Raw genomic sequence first — 20,524 nt, 5'->3', positions numbered from 1 at the left:
CACCATGCTTGCGGCATTGAGCTTGAACTCGCTGGAATAGGACTTTCGCATCATCTGCACACCTCAGGTTTGGGCGCCATCATAGCGCCCTATTGATGTGTCCAAATTCATTAGGCCAGTTCAAGCCCGCTCCCACATTGACCGAGTTGAGCCTTTAGAGCGCGAACGGCAGTTGGATCGTGACCTGCTGGCGTTGCGCCAAGCGGTGTTCGAACTCCGCCGGGTCGTGAATCAACACATCCTGCCCGGCAAACGACTCAGCCGCGATCAGGCGTGACAGCCAGAACCGCACACACGCCACCCGCAGCATCGTCGGCCACAATTCGGCCTCCTTGGCGGTGAACGGACGCAGCCCTGCATAGGCACCGAGCAATGCGCGGGCGCGTTGGCCGTCGATCACGCCGTTCTCGTCCGAGCACCAGTCATTCAGGGCGATCGCCACGTCGTACAGCATCGGGCCGGAGCAGGCGTTGTAGAAGTCGATCAGGCCTGTCAGGTGCGTGCCTTCGAACATCGCGTTATCGCGGAACAGGTCCGCGTGAATGTTCGCGCGCGGCAGCGCGAGGATCTGCGCCTTGTGGGCTTCGATCTCGTCCAGCGCGTCTTGCAGCAGGCGCTGCGGCGCTGCTTCCAGGTGCGAAATAAGCTGCGCACCTTCACTGAGCATCCAATCCAGGCCGCGATCGGTCTTGCGTTCCAGTACTTTGTCGCCTTGTGTCGCCAGGTGCAGGTGGCCGAGCAATTCGCCGACCTGGGCGCAGTGCTGGGCGTTGGCGTCCTTGACGTGCTTGCCGGCCAGGCGCGGTTGCAGCAGCGCCGGTTTGCCTTTCAGCTCGCGCAGGGCCTGGCCGTCGGTGGTGCGCAAGGCGTAGGGCACGGGCAGGTCGGCGTCGTGGAGCACGTCGAGCAGTTCGATGAAGAACGGCATTTCGGCGACGGGGCCGCGTTCAACCAGGGTCAGGACAAACTCGCCCTGTTCCAGGCTGATAAAGAAATTGGTGTTTTCGCTACCGGCGGCAATTCCCTGGAAATCAAGCAGGCGGCCGAGCCCGTAAGGGGCGAGAAAGGTTTCCAGCTCGGGCCGAGCCAGGGGGGTGAACACAGACATGGTTAAAACTGCCAGTACGGGCGCCGCAGGGCGCGGCGCCAATTTAAGTTAAGAAATCATTTCCATTCGAAAATCTTCCATGACGGGATCAGCATATCCGGCTGGTCAGAGCGGATGAAGTTCGCATCGGTACCGTCCGCGCGCACCAGGAAATACGGTGGTGCGCCCTTGGGCGTGACCTTGATCGCGTACAGGAAACCATTTTGGCGGTATTCCTGGATGGTCTTGTCGCCTTCCGTGCGAATGGTAACTTCCGGATCACCCCCAGGCGCACTGTCTGCCGCCATGGCAGCCATCGGAGCGAGTGCAATCAAGCCAGTGAACAGCAGGCGATTGAATGTACGCATGATAACCTTGTCCCTTTGTCGTCATTGGTCCGGCTATTCTAGCGCCTGACCCGCCGAAAAGGTTGATCCTGCTCATGAGCCAAGCCCCCCTCGTCCTGGTGGACGGTTCTTCTTATCTGTACCGCGCCTTCCACGCGTTGCCACCGCTGACCACCTCCAAAGGCCTGCCGACCGGTGCGGTCAAGGGCGTGTTGAACATGCTCAAGAGCCTGCGCAAGCAGTATCCGGGCAGCCCGTTCGCGGTGGTGTTCGACGCCAAGGGTGGGACCTTTCGCGACGACATGTACGCCGAATACAAGGCCAACCGCCCGAGCATGCCCGATGACATGCGTGTGCAAATCGAGCCGCTGCACCAGAGCGTGATCGCCCTGGGCTTCCCGTTGCTGTGCGTCGAAGGCGTCGAGGCCGATGACGTGATCGGCACCCTGGCCCGCAGCAGCGCGGCGGCCAACCGCCCGGTGGTGATCTCCACCGGTGACAAGGACATGGCGCAACTGGTCGATGGGCACATTACCTTGGTCAACACCATGACCGGTAGTTCGATGGATATCGACGGCGTAAAAGAGAAATTTGGCGTCGCTCCCGAGCAGATCATCGATTACCTGGCGTTGATGGGCGATTCGTCCGACAACATCCCAGGCGTTCCGGGCATTGGGCCGAAGACGGCTTCCGGTTTGCTGGTTGGCGTGAATGGCGGGATCAAAGAGCTGTATGAGCAGTTGGACATTGTGCCGACCTTGCCTATCCGTGGCGCCAAGACGCTGCCGGCCAAGCTCGAAGAGCACAAGGAGATGGCGTTTCTTTCCTACCAATTGGCGACGATCAAATGCGATGTGCCGCTGGACGTAGGCCTGGATGACCTGCACCTGAACGAGCCGGACCGCGAAAAGCTGCTGGAGCTGTACACGCTGTTGGAGTTCAAGAGCTGGTATGACGACATTCAGCGTGATGCCAAGCGTGTCGAGCTCAAGGCCGCACCGGTTGCCGAAGAAGCCGTTGAAGCCGCAGCGCCCGTGGAAGCTGCCTACACCACCATCCTCGACCAGGCGACGTTCGATGTCTGGCTGAAAAAGCTCAATGACGCAAAGTTGTTCGCCTTTGATACCGAAACCACCGGCATCGACGCCCAGCAGGCGCAGTTGGTTGGGCTTTCTTTCGCCATTCAGTCCCATGAAGCGGCCTACATCCCGCTGACCCACTCCTACATCGGCGTGCCGGAGCAGTTGGATCGCGACACCGTACTGCTGGCCCTGAAGCCGCTGCTGGAAGACCCAACAAAGCTCAAGGTTGGCCAGCACGCCAAGTTCGACATGAATATCCTGGCCAACTGCGCCATCGGCGGCGACCCGGCCCACGGCATAAGCGTGCGGGGCATCGCCTTCGACACCATGCTTGAATCCTACGTGCTCAATTCCACCGCGACCCGGCACGACATGGACAGCCTGGCCAAGAAGTACCTGGACTACGACACCGTCAGCTTCCAGGACATCGCCGGCAAAGGCGCCAAGCAGCTGACGTTCGACCAGATCCCTCTCGAACAGGCAGGTCCTTACGCGGCTGAAGATGCAGACGTAACCCTGCGCCTGCATCAGGAACTGCATGCACAACTGACGGCCATCCCGAGCCTGGCCAGCGTGTTGACCGACATCGAGATGCCGTTGGTACCCGTGCTGGCACGTATCGAGCGCCAAGGCGCGTTGGTGGATGCAGTCCTGCTGGGCGTGCAGAGCATCGAGCTGGGCGACAAGATGGTCGAGCTGGAGCGCCAGGCCTACGAGATTGCCGGCGAGGAGTTCAACCTCGGCTCGCCCAAGCAGCTCGGTGCGATCCTCTACGAGAAACTCGGCCTGCCGGTGCTGAAGAAGACCGGCAAGGGCCAGGCGTCTACCGCTGAGGAAGTGCTGGCCAAGTTGGCCGAAGATGACTATCCGCTGCCCAAGGTGCTGATGCAGTACCGCAGCATGAGCAAGTTGAAAAGCACCTACACCGACCGCTTGCCGGAGCAGATCAACCCGCGCACTGGGCGAATCCACACGTCCTATCACCAGGCCGTGGCGGCGACTGGGCGTTTGTCGTCCAGTGATCCGAACCTGCAGAACATTCCAGTGCGCACCGCGGAAGGGCGTCGGATTCGTCAGGCGTTTGTAGCGCCAAAAGGCTACAAGCTGCTGGCAGCGGACTATTCGCAGATCGAACTGCGGATCATGGCGCACCTGTCCAAGGACGAAGGCTTGATGAACGCCTTCCGCGACAATCTGGACGTACACACGGCGACGGCGGCCGAGGTGTTCAAGGTTGAGCTGGATGAGGTCACCACGGATCAGCGCCGCAGCGCCAAGGCGATCAACTTCGGTCTGATCTACGGCATGGGCGCGCAGAAGCTGGGCAAGGATATTGGCGTCGATACAAAGACGGCCAAGGCGTATATCGATGTGTACTTCGCCCGCTACCCCGGGGTTCGCGAGTACATGGAGCGCACCCGCGCCCAGGCGGCGGATCAAGGTTATGTCGAGACCTTCTTCGGCCGTCGCCTGTACTTGCCGGATATCAACTCCAACAAGCCGCAGGAGCGCGCGGCGGCAGAACGCACCGCGATCAACGCGCCGATGCAGGGCACCGCCGCAGACATCATCAAGAAAGCCATGGTACGGGTGGACAACTGGCTGGCCGATTCGGACCTGGATGCCAAGGTGATCCTGCAGGTACACGATGAACTGGTGCTGGAGGTGCGTGAGGACCTGGTCGCCGAAGTCAGCGAGAAAATTCGCGAGCACATGAGTGCTGCGGCGCAGCTGGATGTACCGCTGCTGGTGGAAGTGGGCGTGGGCAATAATTGGGACGAAGCGCACTGATTCCGGGGCTTTGCCGCCACCGCAGGGTGGTGGCAGAGTGCTTTAGATCAGATAACGCCGTCAGTTATTTCCAATAGTTTTTTGCACCTGCCGGAACTTAACCCGTGAACGGCTACTCAGAGTTACTGAATGGGTGGTGAAGCCCTTCAATGCTCCTATGTTGTGTTAAGTGTTGGCAGATATCTGGACCCCGCCCTAGCGGTCCAGAACTTGAACCCCGAACTTCCCCTCCCCATACGAAGTCCGGGGTTTTTTTTGCCCGCAGAAAAGTTACTCGGCGATTTCCGCGCCCTTGTCGGCCAATTCCATCCAGTCGGCCAGCACGGTGTAAGCCTCTTCCAGGCCCAGGCGCTTGGGCGCCGAGAACAGCTGGATAGTAATCGCGTCACCCCAACCTTTACGGATTTCCGCCTGCACTTTGAGCAGGGTGTTCTTGGCTGCGCCGTAGGTCAGCTTGTCGGCCTTGGTCAGCAGGATATGCATCGGCATGCCGCTGGCGACCGCCCAGTCGAGCATCAACAGGTCGAAGTCGGTCATTGGATGACGGATGTCCATCATCAGGATCAAACCCTTCAGGCTCTCTCGGCCACCCAGGTAAGCCTCCAAGTGACGCTGCCAGTGCAGCTTCAACGGGATAGGTACTTTCGCGTAACCGTAGCCCGGCAGGTCGACCAGACGCCGATCTTCGTCTAGCTTGAAGAAATTGAGCAGTTGCGTGCGGCCCGGGGTTTTCGAGGTGCGTGCCAGGCTGGCGTGGGTCAGGGTGTTCAGCGCGCTGGACTTGCCGGCGTTGGAACGGCCGGCAAAGGCGACTTCAAAGCCTTCGTCATCAGGGCATTGGTCAACTTTGGCGGCGCTGAGCATGAACGTGGACTGTTGGCACAGGCCGAGGATGGGGTTCTTGAGTTGCATGAGATTTCCGATGTGGGCGGTGCCGAGAAAGGGTGCGGCAAGCGGTGTCGTTTCCGTTTCAGTAGCGCCAGTATATAATGCCGCAGATTTTGTGTGTGCTTTGTCCCAGCGAAGGATGAGGTTCACGGGAGCGAAAGACCTTTATTGCGCATTAGAACGCAAAACGCTCTCAAACCCTGAAAAGGTCGATGTATGACCCGATGGTTGCTCGCTTTGGGTGTCCTGATTCCGCTTTATGGCGCTCAGGCTACACAGGAACCGGAAGCGGTGTACAACCGAGTTTGCGTGGCTTGCCATGCTGGCCAGTTGCCCAGCGCCCCCAAACGGGGTGACCAGGCAGCCTGGGCGCCAAGACTGGCGCAGGGCATGGACACGCTGGTGCAACACGTGACCCAGGGTTTCAAGGCAATGCCGCCGCGTGGTTTGTGCATGGACTGCAGTACTGAGGATTACCAGGCCGTCATTCAGTTGATGGTGAGTAAACCCGGTAGATAACTCTTAAACCCCTTAGCCGTAGTTGGATTAGCTGATGAACAAACTGATCGTGAGTCTGCTGTTGACCCTGGGCATCACCGGTGTTGCCCATGCTGCAGGCGACGCTACAGCGGGCCAGGCGAAAGCCGCCGTGTGTGGTGCTTGCCATGGACCGGATGGCAACAGCCCGGCGCCGAACTTCCCCAAACTGGCCGGCCAGGGTGAACGCTACCTGACCAAGCAGATGCACGACATCAAGGATGGCAAGCGCACGGTGCTGGAAATGACCGGCTTGCTGACCAACCTCAGCGATCAGGACCTCTCAGACATCGCGGCGTATTTTGCCAGCCAGAAGGGCAGCGTGGGAGCTGCTGATCCGAAACTGGTCGCCCGTGGCGAGAAGCTGTTCCGTGGCGGCGACCTGGAAAAAGGCCTGCCTTCCTGCATCGGCTGCCATTCGCCAAATGGCGCCGGTATCGCTGCCGCAGGCTTCCCGCACTTGAGCGGCCAGCACGCCACGTACATCGCCAAGCAGTTGACCGACTTCCGCAAGGAAGAAGCAGGGCGAGCGAACGATGGCGACGCCGCAATCATGCGCACCATCGCCCGCAAACTCAGCGATGAAGACATTGCGGCGGTCTCCAGCTACATCCAGGGCCTGCACTAAGCTGCACGCAACGTTAACGCTCGATTAATCCGTCGATGCAAGCATAAAAAGGGTGGCTTAGGCCGCCCTTTTTTGTGGCCGGTGCCGTTACACTAACGAACTCATGCCCGCGTAGACCTGTCACAACAAAGGTCGCGTGAGGCGACTTTATTTGTCCAGGAGTAAAGCATGCGTAATCTGATCCTCAGCGCCGCTCTCGTCACTGCCAGCCTCTTCGGCATGACCGCACAAGCTGCCGACGTGCCGCTTGAAGCCGGTAAAACCTATGTTGAATTGACCAATCCTGTACCGGTTTCGGTGCCTGGCAAGATCGAAGTGGTGGAGCTGTTCTGGTACGGCTGCCCGCATTGCTACGCCTTTGAGCCGACCATCAACCCATGGGCTGAAAAACTCCCGTCCGACGTTAACTTCAAGCGTATCCCGGCCATGTTCGGCGGCCCTTGGGATGCCCACGGCCAACTGTTCCTGACCCTGGAAGCCATGGGTGTAGAGCACAAGGTCCACAACGCGGTCTTCGACGCGATCCAGAAACAAGGCAAGCGCCTGACCAAGCCGGACGAAATGGCTGACTTCGTCGCCACCCAAGGCGTGGACAAGGACAAGTTCCTGGCCACCTTCAACTCCTTCGCCATCCAGGGCCAGATCAAGCAGGCCAAGGAACTGGCGCAGAAGTATGGCGTGCAAGGCGTACCGACCCTGATCGTCAACGGCAAATACCGTTTTGACCTGGGTACTGCCGGTGGTCCTGAAGCTGTCTTGAACGTCGCCGACCAACTGATCGCCAAAGAGCGCGCAGCCAAGTAAGGGGCCCGCCATGCGCCGCTGGGGGACTGAACGTGTGGTTGGCCTGCATGATCCGCAGGTCAACGAGCACCACCTGGAATCCACGGGCCTGCCGGCCGACAGCCGGTTGCGCCTGCTCAGCTTCAATATCCAGGTGGGCATCAGTACCGAGAAGTACCGGCACTACCTCACCCGTGGCTGGCAGCACCTGCTGCCCCACAATGGCCGCGCCGGTAACCTACAGAAAATCGGCAACCTGCTGAACGACTTCGACCTGGTCGCCTTGCAGGAAGCCGACGGCGGCAGCATCCGCTCCGGTTACGTCAATCAAGTCGAACACCTGGCCCAGCTTGGGGCCTTCCCCTACTGGTACCAGCAGCTCAACCGCAACCTCGGGCGCCTGGGCCAGCACAGCAATGGTGTGCTCAGCCGCTTGAAGCCATGGGCGATCGAAGATCACCCGCTACCCGGCCCCAAGGGTCGAGGCGCGATCCTCGTGAGATTTGGCGAAGGCCCTGAAGCCCTGGTGGTGGTGATGATGCATCTGGCGTTGGGTGCCCGCACCCGCACGATGCAACTGGCCTACATCCGCGAGCTGATCGGCAATTACAAACACCAGGTGCTGATGGGTGACATGAACACCCACGCCAGCGACCTGCTGAACAATTCCCCGCTGCGGGACCTCGGGTTACTGGCGCCGCAAGTCGAAGCCACGTTTCCCAGCTGGCGCCCGCAGCGCTGCCTGGACCATATCCTGCTGAGCCCGACCCTCACGCTCGAAAGCGTGCAGGTACTGGCGCAGCCCATTTCCGACCACTTGCCGGTCGCGGTAGAGATTCGCCTGCCGGGTTCGCTCACGGCCGATGCATTGCCCGCGTTGAGCCCAGGCACCCGCGGACCCCTTGCATGAGCGACGACGCCCAGCGCTGGAAAGAAAAATATCTGTTAAGCATCGAGCAACAAGAAAAGCTCGAACGCCGTTGGGCCGCCCGTCTCGACCTGCTGCGTCGCGGGCTGGTGCGCAGCACGCTGGCGGCTGAAGGCACCGACCGCGCGGTCGACCAATGCATGAAGGAAATGCGCGATGTAGTGCGCACGGACGACATGGACGCCGCCCTCGCCGCCCTGCTGCCGCGCCTGGAAAAGGCTGTGCTGGATTCCGAGCAGCGCCGCGAAACCCGGGTCGAGCAGATCAGCACCGCGCTGACGGCGCTGGTCGCGCAGCTGCAAAAACTGCCGTTGCCCCGTGAAGTCGCGCGTCCGCTGAAAACCTTCGCCAAGCAATTGGACAGCCGAGTGGGCCAGGCGCGCGAGATCCCGCTGCTGCTCAGTGAGTTGAGCAGCCTGCAAGGGCAGGCGCTGGATAACCTGGAGCCGGATGGCGAAACCCCGCGTCCTGGGCCCGGGCTGTTGCAACGCTTGTTTGGTGGCAAGGACGTCGCCAACGAGGTGACGGTGAGCGAGCAGGCGGCGGTTCCTGCTGCGCCTTCTACCCCAAAAGCGGCGCCCGAGCCTGTGCCCGAAGAGCCCGCGCAATCTGAAGAGTTGTCCGAGGCACTGCGGGCTTTCGCGCCACTGCCGCAAATCGAGGCCGCCCCGGCGACTCCCGCCCCGGCGGTAGAAGTCGCCAAGCCAGCGGTTGCAGTTGACGCGCAGGTCCACATAGCAGCGCCTGCTGCTGCGTCAGAGCCCGCGCCGCAGGCCGAAGCGCCCACCGCCGAAAGCGCACTCGCCACCTTTGTCGAAGCGCCGCCAGTGCCGGTCGAGGCGCCCGAGCAAACCGTCATCGGCAGCCTGTCATTGCCGCCGGTACTCGAACGCGCCGATCCCGACGAGCTGCAATCAGAGGGCATCTACGCCCTGCCCGATTCGCCGGAGCCGTCCTACAGCTCCGTGGCCAAGCACATCGAAGACACCCTGCTCGGCCTGCTCGAAGACCTGTCGCTGCCCGAACGTCACCGGCCACAGGCCGAGGCGATGCGCGAGCGCCTGGCCCACGGCTTGAACTGGTACGAACTGCTGCCGATCCTTGATGATCTGGCGGTATTGATGCTGGCGATCACTGACAGCGGCCAGCACGAGTTCGAGGCCTATCTCAAGCAGCTCAACGAGCGCCTCGAAGCGTTCCAGGGCCATCTGCAAGTGGCCAGCGATGGGCATGCCGACAGCCGTGACGCAGCCCGCGAGCTGGATACGCAGATCCGTGAGCAAGTCGATGGCCTGCAAAGCAGTGTGCAGGAGGCGGCTGACCTGGACAGCCTCAAGCACGTACTGGAAAGCCATCTGGAAGGCCTGCTCGGCACCATGGACCAGCACCAGCAGCAGCGCGACCAGCGAGAGCAGGAAGTCGCGGCGCGCTTGAAAGGCTTGGCCGAGCGCGTGGCGAACATGGAACAGGAAGCCCAGGGCTATCGCGAGCACCTGGAGGTGCAGCGCCAGAAAGCCCTGCTCGACCCGCTTACCGGGTTGCCCAACCGCGCGGCCTGGAGTGAACGCCTGGACCATGAGGTCAATGCCTGGCACCAACGCGGCAACAGCCTGTCGCTGGCGATGCTCGACCTGGACCACTTCAAGCGGATCAACGACGGCTACGGCCATTTGGCGGGCGACAAGGTGTTGAAAATCATCGCCAACGTCCTGCGCAAGCGCCTGCGTTCGACCGATTTCATCGCACGTTTTGGCGGCGAAGAGTTTGTCTTGTTGATGCCCAACTCATCCCTGGCGGATGCGCTGGCAGTGGGCGAGGTGCTGCGCGCGGCCATCGAGGCGTGTCCGTTCCACTTCAAAGGCGAGCCGGTGACGGTCACCGTGTCCATGGGCGTGGCGCAGTTTCAGCCGGGCGAGCGCAGCGACCTGGCGCTCAAACGCGCCGATGCGGCGTTGTACCGGGCCAAGGCGGCGGGACGCAACCGCGTGCAGGCGGCGTAAAAGATGTTCCATTTTGTGATTTGAGCGCCGCGTCACAATCGGTACGTTACACTGTTGCATTATCGTCTTCAGCGTACTGCCTTCTGTCATGAAAACCTTATCCATTGCCTTTGTGTTTCTTCTGCTCGCGGGTTGCGCCAGCGGTCCGCGCCTGGACACCAGCCACCCCTCGGCGAACCACGACAACCGCGTGCAGTTCGTGATCGTCCATTACACCTCCACCGACCTTGAGCGCTCGCTGGCGCTGCTGACCCACGGCCAGGTCAGCAGCCACTACCTGATCGGCGACGACGCCTCAGGCAAGATCTACAAGCTGGTGGATGAGAGCCAGCGCGCCTGGCACGCCGGGGAAAGCGAGTGGATGGGCCGCACCTGGCTCAACTCCAGCTCCATCGGCATCGAAATCGTCAACCCAGGTTATCGCGACACGCCGACGGGCCGCGTGTGGTATCCGTATTCCGAAGCGCAGGTGAAATCGCTGGTGGTGTTGCTCAAGGACATCAGCAAGCGCAATGGCATCGACCCGAAGAACATCATTGGCCATAGCGATATAGCGCCGCTGCGCAAGCTGGACCCGGGCCCGTTGTTTCCGTGGAAGCGTTTGGCCGATGAAGGCCTGGGAGTGTGGCCAGACGCCCAGGCGGTGGCGCGGTTCCAGGTGCAATACGCCGCTGACCTGCCGAGCATTACCTGGTTCCAGGAAGAGTTGGCCCGCCTGGGCTACCAGACGCCGCAGACCGGCGAGCTGGATGTGGCTACACGCCATGTGATTGCAGCGTTCCAGATGCACTTCCGGCCTTCGCTGTTTGATGGCACGCCCGATGCCGAGAGTGCGGCGATCCTGCGGGCGTTGAACCGCCGCTGATCTGTGGCAGGCGAGCTTGCTGTGGTGAGGGGGTGTTGTAGTCAGGGCGCTTGTTGTGGCGAGGGAGCTTGCTCCCGCTGGGGTGCGAAGCGCCCCCAAAAATGGGCCTGCTGCGCAGGCCAGCGGGAGCAAGCTCCCTCGCCACAGGTATCGCTAGTGCTCTACTACAGCGGCAGCGCCATATAGAACTGCGTCCCCTGCCCAGGCCGCGAATACACGCCCATGCGGCCCCCGTGCAGTTGCACGATCTCCTTGCACAGCGCCAACCCCAGGCCGGCGCCGCCTTTCTTGCGGCCCACCTGGACGAACGGTTCGAAAATGCGCCCTTGCTGGCCATAGGCAATGCCTTCACCGTTGTCCTCGACGCTGACAATCACCCGCTCCCCATGCCGCCGCGCCTGCAGGCGAATCTGCCCGCCTTCAGCGGTATGGCGCAGGGCGTTGGCCAGCAGGTTGTCGAGTACACGCTCCAGTTGCGGCTGGTCGGCGTACAGGCGTGGCAACTCGGCTTGTGCTTCTATCAGCAGTTCGATGTTCTGCGCCTTGGCCGGTTCGGCGAAGCGCGCACGCGCGTGCTCCAGCAGATCGTTCACGTCACATGGCCCCAAGGTGAGTTTTTGCAGGCCGTTCTGGTAGCGCGAGAAGTTGAGCAAGTCGTTGATCAACTGCATCAGGCGCTGCATTTCTTCATTGACCGTATCCAGCAGGTCCGCTTCGCGCGATTCCGCTGGAAACTTCGCGCGCTCGCGAAACAGGCCGAACGCCATGTGCATGCCGGTCACCGGCGTGCGCAGTTCATGGGAAGCACGCAGCACGAACTCACTGCGTACCCGTTCAAAAGCGCGTTGTTCGGTGACGTCATGCAGCACCATCACCGCGCCGAGAATGTGCCCCTCGGTATGGCTCACTGGCGTGAGGCTGTAGGTCAGCAGGCGCAGTTCACCTTCGACTTCCACTTCCAGGTCTTCCGGCGCGCGCTCCAGGTTGCCGCCGCGCAGCACCAGTTGCAGTTGCTCATCCAGTTCGGGGCGCAGCAAGGCTTCGCCCAAGCCCTGGCCGAGGCGTTCCTCGTCCCAGCCCAACTGGCGCTGTGCCACTGGGTTGAGGTGCTCCAGGCGACCTTGGCGGTCGATCATCAGTAGGCCATCATCGATGCTGTCGAGCACGGCTTGCAGGCGTTGCTGGCCGGCGAGCAGCTCATCGATATTGGTTGCCTGATGCTGGCGCAGCGCCTCGGCCATGATGCCGAAGCGCCGTGTCAGTTGATTCATCTCCGCTGCTGACGAGATCGGCAGCGTCACCTCGAAATCGCCCTGGCCGATCTTGTCCGCCGCTTTGGCCAGCGCCTCGATAGGCCCGCCAAATCGCCGGGCGATGCCATGGGCGGTGACAAAGCCGATGATCAGCACCGCCAGGCCCACAAGGCCGAGCAAACCGGCGATGAGCAAGGCGCGTTCGCGGGATTTGTGTTCGCTGGTGCTGATGTTTTCCAAAGCCTGCTTGTGTTCGGCGATCAGGCCGTTGCGCAGCACGTTGAAGGTGTCGGTGAGCTTGTCCTTGGTACCTGGCGGTGGCGAGGCCTGCTGGGATTGGTCAAACGCGTCCAGCAGGTTCTGGTACTCGCCCCGAGCCTGGCTGAAGCCGGTGCCATGACCGTCGCGCTGTTCATGGGCGATGCCCTGGTCCAGCAGGTCGAAGTAGTGCTGCTTCGACGCTTGCAGTGCCGCAGGGTCGGGGCGCTGCTCCAACATCATCATCAGTTGGTCGCCCAGGCTCTGGCGCAGCTTGAGGCCCAGGTCCAGGGTGATGAAGTTGCTGCGAATCAGCGACTCCTGGGTCTTGGCCATTTGCATGACGCTGACCAGGCCCAGGATCAGGCCCAGCAGGGCGACGGTGATCAGCGCTGAGATACTCAGGAACAAGCGAGTCCGCAGCTTCATCGCTAACTTCATAAGGTGCAGCTCACAGGTTGTACTGTTTGCGTTTGCGGTACAGGGTCGAGGCGTCAATACCGAGGGTGCGAGCCGCCTGGTCGAGGGTGTCGGCGGTGGCCAGCACGGCGCCGATATGGGCTTTCTCCAGCTCGTCCAGGCTCAGCGCCGCGCCGATACGCGGGGCGTTGTGGGTCGGTTGCTCGGCCATGCCGAGGTGGCTGATTTCCACCTTCTCTTGCGGGCAGATAATGCTCGCGCGTTCCACCACGTTGCGCAGTTCGCGGATATTGCCCGGCCAGCGATAGTTGAGCAGCGCCTCGCGGGCTTCATCGCTGAAGCCGCGCGCCGGCCGTGCGTATTCCTTGACGAAGCGCGCCAGGAAGCGGTCGGCCAGGGTCAGGATGTCTTCGCTACGTTCGCGCAGTGGCGGCAGGTGCAAGGTGATGACGTTGAGGCGGTACAGCAAGTCTTCACGGAAGCGGCCGTCGCGCACCATGTCTTCTAGGTTCAGGTTGGTAGCGGCGAGGATGCGCACATCGGCGCGGCGGGTGACCGGGTCGCCCACGCGCTCGTATTCCTTGTCCTGGATGAATCGCAACAACTTGGGCTGCAAGGTGAGGGGAAAGTCGCCGATCTCGTCAAGAAACAGCGTGCCGCCGTCGGCCTGGTTGACTCGGCCCAAGGTGCTTTCGCTGGCGCCGGTGAACGCGCCGCGGCTGTGGCCGAACAATTCGCTTTCCATCAGTTCTGCGGTCAGCGATGGGCAGTTGATGGTCACGCAGGATTTCTTCGCGCGTTTGCTCCAGCCGTGGATGGCCCGGGCCAGTTCGCCTTTACCGGTACCCGACTCGCCGAGGATCAAGATGTTGGCGTCGGTCCCGGCCACTTGGCGCGCGGTTTCCAGCACCACCATCATGGCCGGGCTGTGGGAGTCGAGGCCGTCTTTGGGCTGGCGCACTGCGCCTTCCAGCGCTTCCAGGCGGGCAGACAGTTGGCGTACTTCCAGCTGCTTGGCAGTGGCCAGACGCAATTGGTCCGGGCTGCAGGGTTTGACCAGGTAGTCGGCGGCGCCGGCCTGGATCGCATCCACGGCGGTATCCACGGCGGAATGCGCGGTGACAATCACCACGCGCATCCACGGCGCCTGGATACGCATTTGCGCCAGTACATCGAGGCCGTTGTCTTCGCCCAGGCGCAGGTCGAGGAAGCACAGGTCGAACACCTGGCGTTGCATCAGCGCATCGGCCTGGGCGGCGCTGTTGGCGGTGGCCACGGTGTAGCCTTCATCTTCCAGGCAGTACCGGAAGGTGCGCAGGATAGCGGACTCGTCGTCCACCAAAAGAATGCGGCCTTGAAGTTCCTTGGCTGATTCCATCTGTGCCGCGCTCCTTAACTATGAATGATGGTGATTAGTCCCGGAATAATCGGGCAAGTTGCATGGTTTATTCTGATCGATAATAGGAGATGTCGTGCAGGTATCTGCATGTACTCCTACAAAGCCCCGTCTGATGGCGTTTTCATGCCGTCTTGCCACTTCGGCAACCCATCCCTTGTTTTCTATCCCTTGATCCGACCGCTGGTGATCGTGCATTTCGCACGGCTCCCAGGGCGGCATCGTGCAGGATGCTGGGCTCTTCAGTTCTGTCGCGCTCTCAAGTTGCTGATTTTATTGAGTTTTATTTTGTAAAAAAGCTGGCATGCACCCTGCAATATCCCTCTCAACGAATAATCAGAATGCGGGAGCACCACAGCATGACTCGCCAACGCCTCAGCCAATTGCATGTATCGCCACTGCGCTTGCAGCAAGGCCTGTTCGCCAGCCTGGCCCTGATGGTCACGTTGATTGGCGGGCAGCAGATGCAGCATTGGCAGCAGAGTCAGCAACAAGTCCCGCAATTCGAGCATTCCGTGAAGACCCAGACCCACTTCCGTTCCGTTGGCAGCGTGGCTGCCGAGGTAACCGCCCCGCAATTGAGAGTCGCCGACCAGGATTCCACCCTGGGCGAGCTTCCGACCCAAGAGCGTTGGGTGTTCTAGGCAAGAAAAGCGCTCGCTCACCCGAGCGGCCGTACGGCACTACCGTTGTTACCCCTTTAGAAAGCGTAAGGAGAATCACCATGTTGAGTTGGGCAATCACATTTCTGATCATCGCCATTGTGGCTGCAGTCCTGGGCTTCGGTGGTATCGCGGGCACCGCTACGGGGATCGCCAAGATTCTGTTTGTGGTCTTCCTGGTGATGTTTGTCGCTTCGTTCTTCTTTGGTCGTCGTGGCCGAGGCTGAATATGACCTCTTTGTCCCTTAAAGCCCTGGTTGCCGCCGCCCTGCTGGGCGGCAGCGGCTTGGTGATGGCCGCCAACGACGGCCAATCACGCGCCAACGAGTTGCTCAGTGCGGACCCGCAATACCGCCAGACCTGGCAAGGCGTGGTGAAGAAAGAAGAGCGCCTGCCGGAATGGGTGATGAACCTGTCGGGTACGGCTGAACAAATGAATGCCGTGGAAGAAGACGGCGACAAGTACTTGGTCGGGCCGCTCTGCGAAACTGCAGACACCTGCCTGAACAAGCGTCTGATCGTGGCCTTCAGCCTCGACAAGGACGATGCCTACGCGATGTTGGTAGAAGTCCCGGCCGGCTTGCCGGCGGACAAGTCGCCGACGCGGCACGCCGATTACCGTTTTATCGGTAAACCGGATGCGGGCATGCAGAAGCTGCTGATGGAGCAGTTGAAGAAAGATCCGAATTGGTACTAAGGCCCTTTGACGGGCCTGGTCACTCGTCGCAGGTTCACAAACCCACGGTTTGCTGAACTTGTGGCGGGCTTGTGACTCTCATTCCCCGCATCTCATGCCGCGCATAGCCGCAAATTTCCGTTTTGCCCGATTCCAACCATTACTTGGTGTGTCGGGGCGACCACCTATCGATAAAATTTCGACGGCGCCATAGGACATTTCCGACACTCCCCCGCAGTATTCCCAGGCATTTCTGCCAACCCTTCGAAGACGTGCTGAATCTCTGAGCGAGCCGGCTTTGGCAGGTTCACGGCATATTCGGCGGACGATTTGTCGCATTTGAACTGACCGTTCGGACAGTTATTATGAAAAAAAGCCATGCCGATTCGGCATAGGGTAGGCGTTTACGGCATTAGACGTCGCTCCCTTGCATCGGAATAGTTGCGCCTTTTTTCGCCTGCCAGTAAGCCATTTCGGCCACGCTGCGGTGACCTTCCATGGGGGCAGATGCTCACACTTTTTCGCTTTCGAGCGTTGCGGCTGGCGCATTTGCCTTGAGTTCACTTGAAGTAAGGGTAATGACATGAAGAAGGCAAAGCTAAGCCTCGCCTGGCAGATCCTCATCGGTTTGGTGTTGGGGATCGCAATCGGCGCAGTGCTTAACCATTTCAGTGCTGAAAAAGCCTGGTGGATCAGCAATGTGTTGCAGCCAGCGGGCGATATCTTTATCCGCCTGATCAAGATGATCGTGATCCCGATTGTGATTTCCTCGCTGATCGTCGGCATTGCCGGTGTCGGTGACGCGAAGAAGCTCGGGCGTATCGGCGTCAAAACCATCCTTTACTTCGAGATCGTCACCACCATCGCGATCGTGGTCGGCCTGTTGCTGGCCAACCTGTTCCATCCGGGTGCGGGCATCGACATGAGTACCCTGGGTACGGTCGATATCTCCAAATACCAGGCCACGGCTGCGGAAGTGCAGCACGAGCATGCGTTTATCCAGACCATCCTCAACCTGATCCCATCGAACATCTTCGCCGCTGTTGCCCGTGGTGAAATGCTGCCGATCATCTTCTTCTCGGTGCTGTTCGGCCTCGGTCTGTCGAGCCTCAAGCCGGACCTGCGCGAGCCGCTGGTGACCATGTTCCAGGGCGTGTCCGAGAGCATGTTCAAAGTCACCCACATGATCATGAAGTACGCCCCGATCGGCGTGTTCGCACTGATCGCGGTGACCGTGGCCAACTTCGGCTTCGCCTCCTTGCTGCCGCTGGCCAAGCTGGTGATCCTGGTTTACGTCGCCATCCTGTTCTTTGCCTTTGCAGTGCTGGGCCTGATCGCTCGTCTGTTTGGCTTCTCGATCCTCAAACTGATCCGCATCTTCAAGGATGAGCTGGTACTGGCCTACTCCACCGCCAGCTCCGAGACCGTGCTGCCGCGCGTGATCGAGAAGATGGAAGCCTACGGCGCGCCGAAGGCCATCTGCAGCTTCGTGGTGCCGACCGGTTACTCGTTCAACCTCGACGGTTCGACCCTGTACCAGAGCATCGCGGCGATCTTTATCGCCCAGCTGTATGGCATCGACCTGTCGGTCGGCCAGCAATTGATGCTGGTACTGACCCTGATGGTCACCTCCAAAGGCATCGCCGGTGTGCCGGGCGTGTCCTTCGTGGTGCTGTTGGCCACCCTGGGCAGCGTGGGCATCCCGCTGGAAGGCCTGGCATTCATCGCCGGTGTCGACCGCATCATGGACATGGCGCGTACCGCCCTGAACGTGATCGGCAACGCCCTAGCCGTGTTGGTCATCTCGCGTTGGGAAGGCATGTACGACGACGCCAAGGGCGAGCGCTACTGGAATTCCCTGCCGCACTGGCGCAGCAAGGACGCGGCTCCGGCCGCCCAGGCGACTCGCAGCTGATAGCGCGAGCGTTGTGAGACAAACCCCGGGAAATCCGGGGTTTGTCGTTTCTGCCAGCCCCGCTATCATTCGCCCCATCTTTTGGGGGATTTAACTGATGCTCAATGGCCTGTGGCTTGGCTTCTTTGTCGTGGCAATGGTGTCAGCGCTGGTGCAGTGGCTGGTGGGCGGTAACGCCGGGATATTTTCGGCAATGGTCGAAAGCATTTTCGCCATGGCCAAACTGTCGGTGGAAGTCATGGTGCTGCTGTTCGGCACCCTGACCTTGTGGCTGGGTTTTCTGCGCATCGCCGAAAAAGCCGGGATCGTCGATTGGCTGGCCAAGGCCCTCGGCCCGCTGTTCCGCCGCCTGATGCCGGAAGTGCCGGCTGGCCACCCCGCCATCGGTTTGATCACCCTCAACTTCGCGGCCAACGGCCTGGGCCTGGACAACGCCGCCACGCCTATCGGCTTGAAGGCGATGAAGGCCTTGCAGGAACTCAACCCGATCCCCAACACCGCCAGTAACGCGCAGATCCTGTTCCTGGTGCTCAACGCGTCCTCGCTGACGCTGTTGCCGGTGACCATCTTCATGTACCGCGCCCAACAAGGCGCCGCCGACCCGACGCTGGTGTTCCTGCCGATCCTGCTGGCCACCAGTGCCTCGACCCTGGTGGGCCTGCTGTCGGTGGCGATCATGCAGCGCCTGCGCCTGTGGGACCCGGTGGTGCTCGCGTACCTGATCCCGGGCGCGCTGGTGCTGGGTGGCTTCATGGCGCTGCTGGCGACCCTGTCCGCCACCGCGCTGGCCAGTCTCTCGTCGATCCTCGGCAACCTCACGCTGTTTGGTTTGATCATGCTGTTTCTGATCATCGGCGCGTTGCGCAAGGTGAAGGTCTACGAGGCGTTTGTCGAAGGCGCCAAAGAAGGCTTCGACGTGGCCAAGAATCTGCTGCCGTACCTGGTGGCGATGCTGTGCGCGGTCGGTGTGTTGCGCGCCTCGGGGGCGTTGGAATTCGGCCTGGAAGGCATTCGCCATCTGGTGGCCTGGACGGGCATGGACACACGCTTTGTCGATGCCTTGCCGACGGCGATGGTCAAGCCGTTCTCCGGCAGCGCCGCGCGGGCGATGCTGATTGAAACCATGCAGACCCAGGGCGTAGACAGCTTCCCGGCGCTGGTGGCGGCGACGATTCAGGGCAGTACCGAGACCACCTTCTATGTGTTGGCGGTGTACTTTGGTTCGGTGGGGATTCAGCGCGCCAGGCATGCCGTGGGCTGTGCGTTGCTGGCGGAGTTGGCGGGTGTCGTTGCGGCTATTGCGGTGTGCTACTGGTTCTTTGGCTGAGGCTCATACCCTGTGGCGAGGGAGCTTGCTCCCGCTGGGCCGCGCAGCGGCCCCCCCAAGGTTTCACAAGTGTGTCAGGTAAAACTCACTGGCCGGATTTGGGGCTGCTGCGCACCCCAGCGGGAGCAAGCTCCCTCGCCACACGCGCTGTATTGCCCTGCTGCACCACCCACTCCACCACCTGCTTATTCAACTGATCCCCGGCCAAGCCAAACCCAGCCACCACCGCCGGCACCTTGGTATCCCCCACCGGCTGCCGCACTTCAAACCGCCGGCTGGCAATAATCCGCTGATCACTCCCACGCACCAGTCGTGCATCCAGGCGGATCACCACCTCCACCGCAGTGCCGCGGTACTCACTCTGGAACGCCTGCAACTGCCCGCCCAGTTCATAGTCGGCTTGCAGGTTGGTGTCATCGGTACTCAACAACGTCACCCGCCCATCGCGCTGGAAGCCATCCAGCAGGCGGTTGCGCAACAGCACCGGCGACGGATCGCTCCAGCGCGAGTTGGCATAGCTGCTGATCAGGTCGCCGTTGGGCACCACGGCAATGCGCGGGCTGTCGAGGAATTCGCTGGACTGAGGCTTGGCCACTCGCAGCGACCAAGTGACTGGCGTGCCTTGAGTCGCCGCCGGTGCTGCCGCCAGGCGGTACACGTCCGAAGGGTCAGGCTTGGGCAGGATCGAGCACGCGCTCACCAGGGCCAGGGCTACAGGGACGATCAGTTGATAAGCACGCTTCATGGCGTGAACTCCTTGTTCTTGTCACTGCCCAGCAGGTAACCGCTGGGGTTGGCTTCCAGGCGGCGGGAGATGGCGCGCAGCGAGCCGAGGGTTTCGCGCAGTTCGCGCACGGCCGGCGCCAGTTCGTTGAGGCCCTGCATGCCGCTGTTCACCGAGTCCTTGTTGTCGGTCAGCAAGGTGTTGATGGTGGCGGTGCTTTTTTCCAGGGATTTCATCGCCTGCTCGGCACTGCTGAACGCCTGCTTGCCTTGATCGTTGAGCAGGCCGTTGGCGTTGCGCATCAGCACGGTGGTTTGCTCCAGGGCGCCGCTGGCCTGTTTGCTCACCTGCATCAGTTGCTGCATCACCACTTTGATGTCACCGCGCTGGTCGGCGATGGCGCCGGTGGTTTGCTGCAAGTTGTCCAGGGTGTTGGTCAGGCGCTCGACGTTCTCCCGGGAGAACAGCGCGTTGGCGTTATGCAGCAACAGGTTGATGCTGCTCATCAGGTCGTTGCTGTTGTTCAGCAGGCGCGCGATGGGCGATGGCGAGGCGATGATTTCCGGCAGGTTGCCGTCCTTGCCCTTGAGCACCGGGCTTTGTGGCGTGCCGCCGCTGAGTTGGATGATCGAGGTGCCGGTGATGCCGGTCAGCGCCAGCTTGGCCTGGGTGTCTTCCTTGATCGGCGTCTGCCCGGCCAGGCGGATACGCGCCAGTACGCGGCGCGGGTCCTTGGGGTCCAGGCGCAGGCTGATCACGTCGCCCACCTTGATCCCGCTGTACTGCACCGAGCTGCCCTGGGACAGGCCACTGACCGCCTCGTTGAACACCACTTCGTAATCCTGGAAGGCACTGTCGATGCTGGATTTGGCCAGCCACAGGCCAAACAGCATCGCGCCGACCACGACGATCACGCTGAACAGACCAATCATCACATGATGGGCGCGGGTTTCCATG

General features: G+C 61.2%; 19 protein-coding genes. 12 read left to right on the top strand and 7 right to left on the bottom strand.

All coding sequences use genetic code 11. The features are described from left to right. Positions 1-154: 154 nt before the first annotated feature. Both ACU688_RS27855 and ACU688_RS27850 read right to left on the bottom strand, forming a co-directional pair. Positions 155-1,108, bottom strand: a complete 954-nt coding sequence (locus ACU688_RS27855; RefSeq protein ID WP_448187195.1) for a homoserine kinase — start codon at positions 1,106-1,108, stop codon at positions 155-157. 56 nt (positions 1,109-1,164) lie between these two features. Then, positions 1,165-1,455 (bottom strand): DUF2782 domain-containing protein, encoded by a 291-nt coding sequence (locus tag ACU688_RS27850; RefSeq protein ID WP_038851128.1) that lies wholly within the window; start codon positions 1,453-1,455, stop codon positions 1,165-1,167. Between the two features lie 74 nt (positions 1,456-1,529). Between ACU688_RS27850 and polA the strand changes: the two genes are divergently transcribed. Beyond that, the gene (polA, locus tag ACU688_RS27845; RefSeq protein WP_448187194.1) at positions 1,530-4,307 is read left to right on the top strand and encodes a DNA polymerase I; all 2,778 of its coding nucleotides are present in this window, start codon (positions 1,530-1,532) and stop codon (positions 4,305-4,307) included. Between the two features lie 270 nt (positions 4,308-4,577). Here the strand turns inward: polA and yihA are convergent, their stop codons facing one another. Beyond that, positions 4,578-5,219, bottom strand: a complete 642-nt coding sequence (yihA, locus tag ACU688_RS27840; RefSeq protein WP_124527086.1) for a ribosome biogenesis GTP-binding protein YihA/YsxC — start codon at positions 5,217-5,219, stop codon at positions 4,578-4,580. Between the two features lie 192 nt (positions 5,220-5,411). Between yihA and ACU688_RS27835 the strand changes: the two genes are divergently transcribed. From ACU688_RS27835 to ACU688_RS27810, 6 genes are all read left to right on the top strand, one after another. Next, the gene (locus ACU688_RS27835) at positions 5,412-5,714 is read left to right on the top strand and encodes a c-type cytochrome (protein WP_257781720.1); all 303 of its coding nucleotides are present in this window, start codon (positions 5,412-5,414) and stop codon (positions 5,712-5,714) included. A 34-nt stretch (positions 5,715-5,748) separates the two neighbouring features. Then, complete coding sequence (locus tag ACU688_RS27830; protein ID WP_448187193.1) at positions 5,749-6,360, top strand: c-type cytochrome; 612 nt, start codon at positions 5,749-5,751, stop codon at positions 6,358-6,360. Positions 6,361-6,528: 168 nt separating this feature from the next. Beyond that, positions 6,529-7,164 (top strand): thiol:disulfide interchange protein DsbA, encoded by a 636-nt coding sequence (dsbA, locus tag ACU688_RS27825; RefSeq protein ID WP_017734686.1) that lies wholly within the window; start codon positions 6,529-6,531, stop codon positions 7,162-7,164. A gap of 10 nt (positions 7,165-7,174) precedes the next feature. Beyond that, positions 7,175-8,053: an endonuclease/exonuclease/phosphatase family protein gene (locus tag ACU688_RS27820; RefSeq protein ID WP_448187192.1), complete on the top strand. Its 879-nt coding sequence runs from the start codon at positions 7,175-7,177 to the stop codon at positions 8,051-8,053. Next, positions 8,050-10,071 (top strand): GGDEF domain-containing protein, encoded by a 2,022-nt coding sequence (locus tag ACU688_RS27815; protein WP_448187191.1) that lies wholly within the window; start codon positions 8,050-8,052, stop codon positions 10,069-10,071. Before ACU688_RS27820 ends, ACU688_RS27815 begins: the two co-directional genes overlap by 4 nt. 88 nt (positions 10,072-10,159) lie before the next feature. After that, a complete protein-coding gene (locus ACU688_RS27810) occupies positions 10,160-10,936 on the top strand; it encodes an N-acetylmuramoyl-L-alanine amidase (protein ID WP_448187190.1) in 777 nt (258 codons plus the stop codon). Between the two features lie 164 nt (positions 10,937-11,100). Here the strand turns inward: ACU688_RS27810 and ACU688_RS27805 are convergent, their stop codons facing one another. Then, entirely contained in the window at positions 11,101-12,888 is a 1,788-nt protein-coding gene (locus tag ACU688_RS27805; RefSeq protein WP_448187189.1) for a KinB sensor domain-containing domain, read from the bottom strand. A gap of 10 nt (positions 12,889-12,898) precedes the next feature. Continuing rightward, complete coding sequence (gene algB, locus ACU688_RS27800) at positions 12,899-14,245, bottom strand: sigma-54-dependent response regulator transcription factor AlgB (RefSeq protein ID WP_017734681.1); 1,347 nt, start codon at positions 14,243-14,245, stop codon at positions 12,899-12,901. 377 nt (positions 14,246-14,622) lie between these two features. Here algB and ACU688_RS27795 point away from each other — a divergent pair, with 377 nt between their 5' ends. The 5 genes from ACU688_RS27795 to ACU688_RS27775 all read left to right on the top strand — a co-directional run bounded on the left by ACU688_RS27795 (position 14,623) and on the right by ACU688_RS27775 (position 18,843). Then, on the top strand, positions 14,623-14,907 hold the full coding sequence (locus ACU688_RS27795) for a hypothetical protein (protein WP_448187188.1): 285 nt from the start codon (positions 14,623-14,625) through the stop codon (positions 14,905-14,907). Positions 14,908-14,987: 80 nt separating this feature from the next. After that, on the top strand, positions 14,988-15,152 hold the full coding sequence (locus ACU688_RS27790; RefSeq protein ID WP_007989444.1) for a DUF1328 domain-containing protein: 165 nt from the start codon (positions 14,988-14,990) through the stop codon (positions 15,150-15,152). Between the two features lie 2 nt (positions 15,153-15,154). After that, positions 15,155-15,622: an inhibitor of vertebrate lysozyme family protein gene (locus tag ACU688_RS27785; RefSeq protein WP_448187187.1), complete on the top strand. Its 468-nt coding sequence runs from the start codon at positions 15,155-15,157 to the stop codon at positions 15,620-15,622. A gap of 562 nt (positions 15,623-16,184) precedes the next feature. Continuing rightward, the gene (gltP, locus tag ACU688_RS27780) at positions 16,185-17,516 is read left to right on the top strand and encodes a glutamate/aspartate:proton symporter GltP (RefSeq protein WP_448187186.1); all 1,332 of its coding nucleotides are present in this window, start codon (positions 16,185-16,187) and stop codon (positions 17,514-17,516) included. Between the two features lie 97 nt (positions 17,517-17,613). After that, on the top strand, positions 17,614-18,843 hold the full coding sequence (locus ACU688_RS27775) for a nucleoside recognition domain-containing protein (protein ID WP_017734677.1): 1,230 nt from the start codon (positions 17,614-17,616) through the stop codon (positions 18,841-18,843). A gap of 85 nt (positions 18,844-18,928) precedes the next feature. On the opposite strand, the gene ACU688_RS27770 is transcribed toward ACU688_RS27775, so the two are convergent. Both ACU688_RS27770 and ACU688_RS27765 read right to left on the bottom strand, forming a co-directional pair. After that, positions 18,929-19,588 (bottom strand): ABC-type transport auxiliary lipoprotein family protein, encoded by a 660-nt coding sequence (locus ACU688_RS27770; protein WP_448187185.1) that lies wholly within the window; start codon positions 19,586-19,588, stop codon positions 18,929-18,931. Further along, positions 19,585-20,523 (bottom strand): MlaD family protein, encoded by a 939-nt coding sequence (locus tag ACU688_RS27765; protein WP_207045680.1) that lies wholly within the window; start codon positions 20,521-20,523, stop codon positions 19,585-19,587. Before ACU688_RS27765 ends, ACU688_RS27770 begins: the two co-directional genes overlap by 4 nt. Position 20,524 lies beyond the last annotated feature (1 nt).

The sequence above is a fragment of the Pseudomonas acericola (SeqCode) genome (assembly GCF_053456465.1).
The sequence above is the reverse complement of the archived record's forward strand: the minus strand, read 5'-3'. Positions and strand labels throughout refer to the sequence as shown.